General features: G+C 48.4%; 10 protein-coding genes and 1 pseudogene. 2 read left to right on the plus strand and 9 right to left on the minus strand.

Annotation, left to right across the window (positions count from 1 at the left end; all coding sequences use genetic code 11):
• Positions 1 to 56: 56 nt before the first annotated feature.
• Together RRF55_RS24305 and crrC are read right to left on the minus strand one after the other, a co-directional pair.
• Positions 57 to 839 (minus strand): annotated as a pseudogene (locus RRF55_RS24305) (ABC transporter six-transmembrane domain-containing protein); the annotation flags it as partial.
• 229 nt (positions 840 to 1,068) lie between these two features.
• Positions 1,069 to 1,458 carry a colistin resistant protein CrrC gene (gene crrC, locus RRF55_RS24310; RefSeq protein ID WP_004219658.1) on the minus strand — a complete coding sequence of 130 codons (390 nt, stop codon included), beginning with the start codon at positions 1,456 to 1,458 and terminating at the stop codon, positions 1,069 to 1,071.
• Between the two features lie 282 nt (positions 1,459 to 1,740).
• On the opposite strand from crrC, the gene RRF55_RS24315 reads away from it, so the two are divergent.
• Together RRF55_RS24315 and ccrB are read left to right on the plus strand one after the other, a co-directional pair.
• Positions 1,741 to 2,445 carry a response regulator gene (locus tag RRF55_RS24315; protein WP_004151175.1) on the plus strand — a complete coding sequence of 235 codons (705 nt, stop codon included), beginning with the start codon at positions 1,741 to 1,743 and terminating at the stop codon, positions 2,443 to 2,445.
• Positions 2,442 to 3,503, plus strand: coding sequence for a HAMP domain-containing histidine kinase CrrB (gene ccrB, locus RRF55_RS24320; RefSeq protein WP_004898723.1), 1,062 nt, complete (start codon positions 2,442 to 2,444; stop codon positions 3,501 to 3,503). The genes RRF55_RS24315 and ccrB overlap by 4 nt, the downstream gene beginning before the upstream one ends.
• Here ccrB and RRF55_RS24325 read toward each other — a convergent pair.
• The 7 genes from RRF55_RS24325 to RRF55_RS24355 form a co-directional block, all read right to left on the minus strand.
• Positions 3,500 to 4,435, minus strand: a complete 936-nt coding sequence (locus RRF55_RS24325; RefSeq protein WP_021469713.1) for an ATP-grasp fold amidoligase family protein — start codon at positions 4,433 to 4,435, stop codon at positions 3,500 to 3,502. The genes ccrB and RRF55_RS24325 overlap by 4 nt on opposite strands.
• Positions 4,436 to 4,671: 236 nt before the next feature.
• Entirely contained in the window at positions 4,672 to 5,709 is a 1,038-nt protein-coding gene (locus RRF55_RS24330; RefSeq protein WP_004898730.1) for a S66 family peptidase, read from the minus strand.
• Positions 5,710 to 5,887: 178 nt separating this feature from the next.
• Positions 5,888 to 6,250 (minus strand): TonB family protein, encoded by a 363-nt coding sequence (locus tag RRF55_RS24335; RefSeq protein WP_023287729.1) that lies wholly within the window; start codon positions 6,248 to 6,250, stop codon positions 5,888 to 5,890.
• A gap of 781 nt (positions 6,251 to 7,031) precedes the next feature.
• Entirely contained in the window at positions 7,032 to 7,421 is a 390-nt protein-coding gene (locus RRF55_RS24340; protein ID WP_023287730.1) for a hypothetical protein, read from the minus strand.
• A 344-nt stretch (positions 7,422 to 7,765) separates the two neighbouring features.
• Positions 7,766 to 8,242: a GNAT family N-acetyltransferase gene (locus RRF55_RS24345; RefSeq protein WP_004189563.1), complete on the minus strand. Its 477-nt coding sequence runs from the start codon at positions 8,240 to 8,242 to the stop codon at positions 7,766 to 7,768.
• 1,217 nt (positions 8,243 to 9,459) lie between these two features.
• A complete protein-coding gene (gene ccmI, locus RRF55_RS24350) occupies positions 9,460 to 10,302 on the minus strand; it encodes a c-type cytochrome biogenesis protein CcmI (protein ID WP_004189559.1) in 843 nt (280 codons plus the stop codon).
• Entirely contained in the window at positions 10,299 to 10,745 is a 447-nt protein-coding gene (locus tag RRF55_RS24355; protein WP_014599186.1) for a cytochrome c-type biogenesis protein, read from the minus strand. The genes ccmI and RRF55_RS24355 overlap by 4 nt, the downstream gene beginning before the upstream one ends.
• Positions 10,746 to 10,754: the final 9 nt, after the last annotated feature.

The raw sequence follows: 10,754 nt of genomic DNA on the forward strand, positions 1-10,754 counted from the left end.
AACACAACCCGCTACGGGGGAGACTTACCCGAAATCTGATTTATTCAACAAAGCCCAAGGCTTGTTGCAAACATCCACATATAGGTCATGACGGAATAAATATGTCCGGCATTAATTCCGGATTCCATGCTCATCCTGATAATGGTCATGGAAAAGAGAGCAGAAACCAGAAGGCCTATTGATAAATATCCCCATGCCTCTCTGTCGGATAACACCACGCGCAGACGAGCAAGTGTGTCATAATGTCGCTTAAGAGCACCAAAAGACGCCTTATTAACATAATCGACCTCTTTCTCAAGGCGATTATTCAGCCGTCTTTAGAATGTCTCATTTTTGCTGGCATAGCTTGAGACAAAACACATCAGTATTGCCACGATGATCAAACAGGCTATACCTGTCCAGAATTCAATCCATAACAGCATAATTGCTGCGCCGAAAAGGGAAATGATCGAGGTGATCAATACGGGAAGGTGCAACTCGAAGAAATCTACAAATTCACGCGACAGAGTGACTCTCGCAGCAATAGTCGAGTGATTAAGTGAATATTTTCGCTGGGATAATACTACAGTCACAGCAAGACTTGCGTAGATACGTGCAAACGTTCGCGTATCGACACTACGTCTGGCGGCTCCCATGCACCACATGAACAGAACCATCAGGCCATAAAGGGCCGCATGTGACGTCTGTCCGCCCAGGATGGCATTTATCGCCATGCCCGCCAGAACGGGGTAGAGCAGGAATGCAACGTTTTCAGCAATAACCAGCATGAAAGTAATGCACAATTTCTTTCTGTGCCGCCAGGCAAGTCTCTTAAGTGAGATAGCAACCCCGGGGGCCATAGGTTTGTCGTTGCCTTTATAAATCATGATAAATTATATTAAACATCTGTGTGTAAAGGGTTCTGCAGTTGGTTTATTATGTCAGCTAAGTGAAACGAGACAGCAGAACAGAGCAGTCATAAATCCATGTGCTAAGTGTAACGTGATGATGTCAATCGTGAATGGATGTTTTATGGAGGATATGTGTACTCACTCCTGAGGTTATGTATCATATTGACATTGCATAATATCAAACCATTCTTATACATAAACATAAAGGTAGTCCGCAAAAGAAAACCATTAAAAAAAATTCATAATAAAAAACAAAATCATAGATATCTGGAAAAGTATTCAAAAGCAGATGTAATACAATGATGGTGTGTATAAACACTAAAACCAGACCGAATGTTATTGCAATGAAGTTTTTAAAAACTCCAGGTTTTTTCTGAATAATAAATGATAATGCTGTAATGATTATCAAAACACGAATCAGTAAAGATGAGGGTAATGTTGATTCTACTTTTTCATTAATTGAATGCACAAGGTAAAGCCAGGTAGATAGCAACCCATATGAAACGATGCAAAATAAAAGTGAGGCCATCAAATTCTCGCGCCGGAAAAAACATTTAGTCAGCACCATAAAACTCCTTAGACAAAGTACATATTGCATGCACCACTTAACCTGGTTGTAGATTATCACTTAGCGATGTTGATTAATTATTTATAAAATGTGTAGTGAATATGGAGAGTGAGTCTGGTAAAATTTTAAGAAAATTTCTTGATGAACTTTTCCAAAAAGTACCTGTCAAAAGACATCAAATTGAAAATTTATGTTTGTAATTGAGTTAAAGAGCTTTAAGCATGACGATAAAAGTGCTTTCAGGGTAAAATGCATGTTGTCATCAGCACTGTGGAAGAAAATATGAACAACAACAATCTGATTATCGTCGCAGAAGACGATGATGACATCGCTGCCATACTGACAGGCTATTTACGTAAGGCAGGTATGAAAACCTTAAGAGCCGAAGACGGTGAGCAGGCAATCAATCTTACCCGTCTGAACAAGCCTGATCTCCTGCTATTGGACATCCACCTGCCCGTGTACGATGGCTGGAATGTTCTCACCACGTTAAGAAAGGAAACGAATGTACCGGTCATCATGGTGACAGCACTGGATCAAGACGTTGATAAACTGATGGGGCTACGGCTCGGGGCTGACGACTATGTGATAAAACCCTTCAATCCATCTGAGGTTATTGCCCGGGTTGAAGCTGTGCTTCGCAGAACCAGACCGGTTGCAGAGTCTACACATTCACGGCCTTTAAGAACGCCTTTTTTAACGATTTATCCTGATGAGTTTTACGTTGAAATCACTGCACAAGGTGAGGTTTCCACGCCAGTATTAACCACCACTGAGTTTAAGCTTTTAACCTATCTGGCGAGAAACCCGAGAAAAGTCTGTTCACGTGAAGAGTTACTCGATGCGTGTTTACCTGAGGGAGACTCGCTGGATCGTACTGTAGACAGTCATATGAGTAAACTTCGGAAAAAGCTTGAACATGCCGGATTGAAGGGCATTCCGGAAAGCATCCGAGGATTAGGCTACCGGTTGGGTGACAAAAAATGAACAAAGAAACGATTCTGAGCCGTCAGATTTTGACATATATGTTGTTGTTAACGTTTGTTATTATTGCCATTGCAATACTCGGTTCCTACTTATTTTATAGTTTCCTGATTTATTACCTGCCGGGTGGAATGAACGAAGGCAGTGAAGATGCTATGACATTCCTTGACTGGATGTGGATTCTGATGGCGTCCGTTACCAGTCTGGTCGTTGCACTTTTCTTTACCGTAAAGCTGTCTGCAAGAATATTCAACCCACTGAATGACGTCGCATACAGCCTGAAACAAATCTCTCAGGGAAACCTTAGTGCCAGAGCATTTAACAGCAGTTCTAAGTTGGGAGAGATGAATAGGCTCGTCAATGACTTTAATGAGATGGCTGAAAAGTTACAGACGCTGGATGCGCAGCGAAATTTATGGAATGCTGCAATTGCTCATGAACTCCGGACGCCGGTGACTATCTTACGTGGGAGGCTTCAGGGACTGGTTGATGGCGTTTTCGAACCAGAACCGTCGTTATTCAGGAACCTTCTTAAACAAACTGAAGGTCTGACCAACTTAATTGAGGATCTCCGCGTCGTGAGTTCGTCAGGAGGCGCTGGGTACTCCTTGATGCTGAGTGAAGTCGATCTCAAGGCCACGATTTCAAATGCGCTTGATACCTTTTGGCCGGACTTTGATAAAAAGCATTTCAAAATTGTCACTGAGATTAACCATCAGTATTGCGTTTGCGATCCCTTACGCATTATTCAGTGCCTCACCGTTCTTTTTGACAATGCCTTAAAATATTCCACATCACAAACGCTGTTAATAAAGAATGGTATTGCAGGAAACGATAATTTTATTATCGTTCAGGACCAAGGACCTGGAATTCCTGAAGAACTCCAGAAGTCCTTATTCCAGCCTTTTCAGCGAGGAGAATACGCCAAAAATATTAATCCAGAGGGTTGTGGCTTAGGGTTGTCGGTAGTTAAAGCCATTATGTGCGCCCACGGCGGAGACGTTAGCTATAGTTTAACACCAGAAAATGGCTCACTTTTCAAACTCTCATGGCCTGTTTAAGGGCATGAATACACAGGCTCGATCGAACCTGTTTTAGCAAGAGACAGATCCCACATACTGCCGAGTTTTGCGTCCCAAATTGATGGGGTGATTTTAAGTTTGCCTCTTTTGGGGCTTAATGTTATTTCGCTGAAATAGATATCATCTCCTTTTAGCATAAGATCGACGCGGCAGTAGTCTATTTCTTTTGCTAAGTCCTGGGCGGCAATAACGGATTTATGAAATGATTCTGGTTCATCAACCGGCAATGGCGTGTTTGGGTATTCCATCTGAAAGGGTTGTAAATTCCACGCTCTGTCATAAACGTTAATGAATTCGTTTCCATCGCTGTCAGTAAAGTCGGCCTCGATAAAACATGCCACACCGTGAAAGCAATGTATTCTTATCATTTCCGGAGTTATATTCCGGTGTTTACTGGAAAATAGATCCAGATACATTTCGCATAGGATCACGGGTGGTATGTTTTTATACTGCCATTCTCGGGTCGTATAATACATGTTCTTTTTAAGAGATAGTTTTAATTTGCTTTTAACCTTAGCGGGATCAATATTCGTTTTATCCGTGCATATGACCGCGCTACCACTATCATGATTGCATTTCAAAACAAATTTTGAGGGAAGTTTGTCGAAATCAATATCATCAACTCTGTTATAAACACCTACTAAAGGAATAAGCTTGATTAAATTAGTCCGTTTCTCAACATACTCCCTGACCAGAAGTTTATCAGCAAGCATTGTATAAAATGGGTTGTGGATAAATAAAATGCGATGGCAGATTTTCTCATTAAGCGTTACAGGGTTAAGTAAATCCGGATATGTGCCAGATATTTCTCTTAACCTGTCTGCATGAAATGAAATGTCATTAGTCAAAATTGTTCTGCATTTTCTCAACAAATATTCAATGTATTTGATTTGATAGTTTATTTTGTTCATAACGCCTCCGGTTCAGAAAGGAAATTCTGACAGAGGTTTGTTGATTTATTTTTTGCAAATTATGGAGAGTATATGGACCGACTTGCTTCTTTATTAACAGAAATTAATCCGGACCATTGTCCGCGCCTTGCACGAATCGGAAAAGTTAACTGCACTGAAGATCCGCTCTGAACGAAGAGCGGATCTTCAGTGCAAAAGAACAGCAAGGCCCGCCTTTATTATTAATAATGCCTTATCTACAACTGCTGAGTTACCCAGCTACCATTTTCAGCGAAAAATACCGTCGCATCGGCTCCATTGACCAGGGATATTTGAGGAGGTATGTGGCCAATATCAACATCATACAGTACGGGCACGGCAATATTCTCAAAAGCGGCTTTAAGGGCATCCAGATAATTATGTTTAGTCGGGTCGCTTACGTCGGGTGCAGCACTTCTGCCGATAAGAACACCATTTAAGTTATCAAACCAACCCTGTAATCGTAAGCTAAATAATGCGCGTGTTAATTCACAGGGAGCCATTTCCACATTTTCAAAATAGAGGATTATTCCTTGAGGGCTATTGCTCGCCTTGAACAAGGGCACATTCCCGAATGGTGTACCTGCTAACCTGGATATTATTTCGAGGCAGCCGCCGATCAGTTTCCCGCTAAATGTCAGAGAAGATGTAACACCATCAAGGCGTTTCCACTGTGTTTTTTGGGTCAGATTGAAACCTCCGTCTGACGCTGTTCCCCATTGATTTTCATCCGCTTGAAATGCTGTTGAAGAGTACTGTTTGATTACAGTTCCCCGATTCGATTCCAGAATTTCCCATACGGCCTGAGTGGTGGCATCTAACTTTTGAGCGCCAAGATCCATGAGGTTTGGCCCATGCAAAGTAGCCCAGCCCGATATCATCGTCAGTGGGAAATGAAGTGTACTCAGATCTGAAAAGCCCACAAACCATTTTGGTTTAGACCGGGACAACAGATCAAAATCAATCAAATCAAGCAATTCCATCGCCAGATCACCGCCCCAAGGTGGCATAACAGCTTTTATATCTGGGTCAGTAAGATAAGACATTAATTCTTCAACGCGGGAAAATTTAGTGGCGCTTTTATTTTTGTGCTGCAAGCGTAAGCAGCGTCCTTCGCGGACCTGGTAACCTCTTTTCTTTAGGTTTTTTATGGCGAGTTCCAGTCTGGGATGCAGATGTTCAGGTACGCCAGCAGAGGGAGCGGTTACACCAATAACATCTCCTGGAGCCAGCCTGGGTGGAAAGAGGACACTCATGGATAGATCCTTTTCAGAACATATAGAATTCCATAATCCATAATTAAAGCCAGGATGTAAAATTAACAGGCGAACACTCCGCTTGTTTTTTCTATGAGCCTTTAAAAGGTCTGCTCATGGCACCCAAGGGACTTTACCGGCGTAGATGATGCGTCAGGCAACTAATCCTCAAAAGTGCTTACTGCTTATTCGCGGGACCGCCGGCTGATTTGGGTTGGATCATGACGACTACTCTTTTAGCTATTCCCGGTTTCCCCTTTTCAAAGCGCCATTTACTCATCATTTTCTCGATGATTTTATGTTCAAACTCCGGAGTCGTTGTCGATTCCAGTATCTTAACATTCTGAACTCTACCATCTGAATCAACATCATACTGAATCCGCAGAGCATTCGGCAGGAGGTTTCCGTTATTATCATGAGTGGTAATTGCTGTCTTTGCAGAGGAAATGCTGCCTGAAGGTGTGCTGGCGCTGGCCGGTATACCGGCGCAGAGTGCCAGGAACAATGGCAGAATCAGGGTGAATAGTCTGATAGCTTGCATAAATCGTCCGAATTCCAAAATTAACCATGATTCTTCACGTTACCAACGGTGCGAGTGACAGGCTACCAGATGAAATGATCAGTGAATACCGCGTCTTCAGCTGCAATCCCTTTGACCTACTTACCAGGCGCTTCGTACCACATCCATTCCCGGGGTCGTTTCGCTATCAGGACTAGTGGGAGCTGAGCGACTATATCAACGATTCTTTTGCCAGCTGCCAGCAGCGCTATCCGGTTCGTCGGGGAACATGACCGAGCTAACACCCTCAAGTGATTAGCATTTATTCGCGTCCCGCGCTGAAGACGTTCAGCTAATCCTTTTTGACTTCTGTGTTCGGGATCTACCGCGGTTGCGACGTTAAGAGGGTGTTCTCCGCGGGCTTAGCGGCAGCTTGCTGCTGATGCTAAGGGGGAGATTCTTCAGTCATTTCTGCGACACCGGGGAACTTAACCCGGAAGCGGCTGAACATAGCGCCAGCAGGGAGGATCCCGGATAGCGGTGCGTGACGCCTTATACCGGCTAGGTTGTTGGGCTGCTCTTGTTCCGTTTTTTTGCCGGGTGGCGGCTGCGCCTTACCCGGCCTACAAAAACTCGCAAGCTGACTGACTGGCTCGCGCCGCGTTGAGTGTTACATAGTGATGCCAGCTCTTCCTGCTCCTGGCATTGAGCGGACAAACCAGATGAGCCAAAGGTCCGCCATGAGCGAGGAGCGGAAGTTTGCCACGCCCACAACTACGTTACTAACATTGAGGTGTCGTAATCAACGGAGAGCAGGTCAAAGTCATTTTAGCTGCATCATGGGATAAGAGTTCGTGGTACTGGAACCGTCAGTATAGAGCTCGGTAATAATTATTTTTTTACCATCAATAGAATATTTGACTGTACTGTCCGCAGGATCATCCCGCCAGCGACCGGTGATGTCAGGGTTATCAGATGCCCACATAACCTGATCACCTATAAGTTTACACTTTATTGCCCAACGGGTGCCATCGTTCTGTCGGATATAATGTACGTAGGCAATACCTGATTCCACTTTATCCAGTTGCATGATCTTATGGTCACGGCCAAACATCGCAGCAGAAGCCGCCTTGCAAATCTGACCTACCGTGACTTCAGAAGCCTGTACCGGCGCAGTAAACACCAGTGGAACAAGAAGTGAAAGTTTTTTCATTCGGCTCAATCCATTTTGTTTATTTTCAGGAATAACGCTAAATGTATATGTCGGCAATCTAAAGCGTTTCTTGACGCTAATCTAGTGTTGCGATGGCAGGATTGATTAACTTAGTCCCTAGCGTAATCTCATGCTCTGCCTGATTGCCAGCTTGGCTCCTTTGGCACACTCCACATTGCGATTCATACAGAATGTTGTTAGCCACTTCCACACTTGAGCACAGAAGAAATTCATGCTCAGCAAGGTCCGGGCGGTGCAAAGAGCGGACGTTAATTTTGAAGCTTTTAAGATCTACCTGCAGTGGTAACTGGGCATATTGATCATTGCGATTAGACAGCGAACCACTATCCCAGGAGATTTATAGACATTTCCATGCAGCGCAGTTCAGCCTGCGCCAAGGCAGAGGGATACATGCTTTCCTGCATAAGTTTGAAACCATGTTTCTCATAAAAAGTCTGGGCATTAGGTGTTGAGGACAAAGTCAATTGCTCAAAACCACGTCCACGAGCTTCACTTTTGATGGCTTCAATAATCTGACTACCTAAACCTTTACCTGTATATTGAGGTAGCGTAAATACAGCCTCAATACTTCCTGTAGATAGATCAAGATAGCCTGTAGCTAACAGTCTGCCATCAGGGGCAGCAACAACGAAAAAAGGATTCACTACAATGGCGTTCCTGTAGCTCTCAGGCATTTTTTCCGGTGTCCAGGCTGCAATAACCGCATCATCATAACTACTCTTACATCCGTAACGTATAGCCTGATTTCGAATGTTCCAGCATTCTTCTGCCTCCACAGGCACAGCAAGTCTGATCTTCATACCTTTTCCTTGTACGTTTTATTCTGCGAACCATTTACATCTACCATAAAAATTCTAAAGCATACCCATCAAATTTGAGTGAGGCGGCAACGTCCGCTCCTGGCACACAGCAGACATGAAATTCTGGAATAGCATTCGTACACTTACAACATCGAGAGGCTTCTGAAAGCCGCGTCAGCGGCATGACAGCGCCAGCAGAGAAAATCCCGGATGGCGGCGCATGGCGCCTAATCCGGGCTACGCTGTTGTGCCGTTATTCTGCCTGGTGACAGCTACGCCTTACCCGGCCCGGTGATTTGGCGCTCAATTCGCGCCCTTCGTTGGCCCGCGCAAGCGTAGCGCCGCCGGGCAAGGGCAGCGGGTGCGGAGCCGCTTTTGTGCCGGGTGGCGGCTGCGACTTACCCGGCCTACGGTCCGTGCGACTTGTCGTTAATTTATTCACCATTGTTGCTGAAACTGCCGGTGTTGCGGCCTCAAAATCGCTGAGACGTTCCCGGAAGGCCGGGGCAGCCCGCATGGATGCGGGCTGAGGGCCGTGTTTTGCACGGACGCTGCCTCGGCCCGACCCGAAGCCTGCAGGGATAAGTCGAAGGGACCGCGCAGCGGCGATTTTGCTGGCCGGAGCCCGGGGGTACAGGGGGCGGCGGCGACTGGCCGCCCCCTGTGCGCTCCCTGCGCCATGCCAGGCATAACGCAGAAGATTAACCGGGAGCGCAAAATACGCTGAAGCCACAGATAACATAAAAGACTTCCCGGCAGTGCTTTCCCTCACCCAGGCCTTCTTCCGGAGGGAGAGAGAACCGTACGGCAGTCGTTGCCGTTCCATGACGCTCCCTGCGCCACGGAGAACCAGGTGCAGCACCACGAAGCGGGAGCAAAGAGTACGCTGAAGTCACGCGTGAGAAACGCTTTCCCGGGCTGAGAACCAGGAAACCAATAATAGTCTCCACCACCGCCGGCAAGAAATCAGGCTCCGAGCCCAACATATTGCCGGGTGGCGCTTCGCTTACCCGGCCTACAAAGGCTACCCGCGATTTGGCGCTCTATTCGCGCCCTTCGTAGGCCCGCGCAAGCGTAGCGCCGCCGGGCAAGGACAGCGGGCACGGAGCCGATTTTGTGCCGGGTGCCGGGTGGCGGCTGCGCCTTACCCGGCCTACAAAACCAGGGCTGACCGTACCGCCCTCGCGGCAGACCCCACGTTCAGCGCCGCCGGACAGTCACTGCGCCTGCTGTTGCGCCTGTGCCAGCTGGCGAACGATCGCCTCGCGCCGCGCATCCCCTTCCGGTAGCCGGGCCAGCAACGCCTGCAGGGCCGCCACGGCCTCGGGGTAATCTTCATTACGCACCGCGCTCAGGGCCAGCATCTCCAGCACCGGCAGGCTGTTCGGCTGCCGCTGATGCAGGTCACGCAGCAGCAGCTCGCCCATCCGAACCTGGCCGCTATCTCCCGCCCGCACCAGCGCGCTGGCGTAATCGAAAGCCGCCGCCGGGTCGTCCGCCGCCAGAGCATGCGCCCGGCCAAAGGCGCCGATCGCCGTCTCGCCATCGTTTAACAACAGGCCCAGCCGCCCAAGCAGCTGCCAGCCGGCGAGGTCGTTCGGGGTATCCTGCAGGTGACTGCGCAGGCCAAGCCGCAGCTCCGCCAGCTCATCCATTCGCAGCGGCGCCGCCGTCGGGTCCTTAACCTGCTGCAACAGCGCAGGAAAATGTCGTTCAGCCTGCTGCCAGAGCAGCACCTGACCAATATCGCTGGTTTTCAGATACAGGCCCAGACTCAGGACCACCAGCAGCAGCGCGCCCGGAAGCAGCGCCCAGCGGCGTAGCGGCCGTTCGCCAGGCTGTGCCTGGGGCGGAATATCCGTCAGCAGGGTGCGCTGCAGTTCGACGACCAGCGCCGGGTTGTCCTCGCCGCGCTCCTGCGCCAGCTCCTGCAGGCGCGACTGGTACAGGGCGCGGTTGAGGGCATCGCGGTCTACCGCCCCTTTGCCCGACCACGGGAAGTACAGCAGCCCCAGCGCGCCAGCCAGCAGCAGCGCGACGATAACCACCAACAGGCTCATCGTTCTTTTCCTTCTTTCAATAATGCCGCCAGCCGCTGGCGCTCTTCGGCGCTGAGCGCCGCGTCAGGAATGTCGCGACGGCGGGCGCGGGCGATAATCACTCCCGCGCCCGCCAGCACGAACAACCCCGGTCCCAGCCACAGCAGCACCGTGCCCGCGGTCAGCGGCGGCTCATAGCTGACAAAATGACCGTAGCGGGCCACCATATAGTCAACGATCTGCCCTTTCGTTTTACCCTGCTGCATCAGCTCGTACACCTTCTGCCGCATATCAGCGGCAATCATCGCGTTTGAGTCGGCGATGCTGTTGTTCTGGCATTTAGGGCAGCGCAGTTGGGAGGTGATCTCGCGGAAGGCCTGCTCCTGGGCCTCATCCTTAAACTGCCAGGTATCGATGGCGGCCCACGCCTGGCCGGTCAGCATCAGCGCCAGCAGGATGACCATTACCCCTCT

The organism is Klebsiella sp. K47 (assembly GCF_051858335.1).
Lineage (GTDB): Bacteria > Pseudomonadota > Gammaproteobacteria > Enterobacterales > Enterobacteriaceae > Klebsiella > Klebsiella pneumoniae.

Coding starts and splice junctions, on each gene's coding strand:
- ccmI (WP_004189559.1), bottom strand. CDS start 10,302: ATGAGCCTGTTGGTGGTTATCGTCGCGCTGCTGCTGGCTGGCGCGCTG.
- ccrB (WP_004898723.1), top strand. CDS start 2,442: ATGAACAAAGAAACGATTCTGAGCCGTCAGATTTTGACATATATGTTG.
- RRF55_RS24345 (WP_004189563.1), bottom strand. CDS start 8,242: ATGAAGATCAGACTTGCTGTGCCTGTGGAGGCAGAAGAATGCTGGAAC.
- RRF55_RS24325 (WP_021469713.1), bottom strand. CDS start 4,435: ATGAACAAAATAAACTATCAAATCAAATACATTGAATATTTGTTGAGA.
- RRF55_RS24330 (WP_004898730.1), bottom strand. CDS start 5,709: ATGAGTGTCCTCTTTCCACCCAGGCTGGCTCCAGGAGATGTTATTGGT.
- RRF55_RS24355 (WP_014599186.1), bottom strand. CDS start 10,745: ATGGTCATCCTGCTGGCGCTGATGCTGACCGGCCAGGCGTGGGCCGCC.
- RRF55_RS24340 (WP_023287730.1), bottom strand. CDS start 7,421: ATGAAAAAACTTTCACTTCTTGTTCCACTGGTGTTTACTGCGCCGGTA.
- RRF55_RS24315 (WP_004151175.1), top strand. CDS start 1,741: ATGAACAACAACAATCTGATTATCGTCGCAGAAGACGATGATGACATC.
- RRF55_RS24335 (WP_023287729.1), bottom strand. CDS start 6,250: ATGCAAGCTATCAGACTATTCACCCTGATTCTGCCATTGTTCCTGGCA.
- crrC (WP_004219658.1), bottom strand. CDS start 1,458: ATGGTGCTGACTAAATGTTTTTTCCGGCGCGAGAATTTGATGGCCTCA.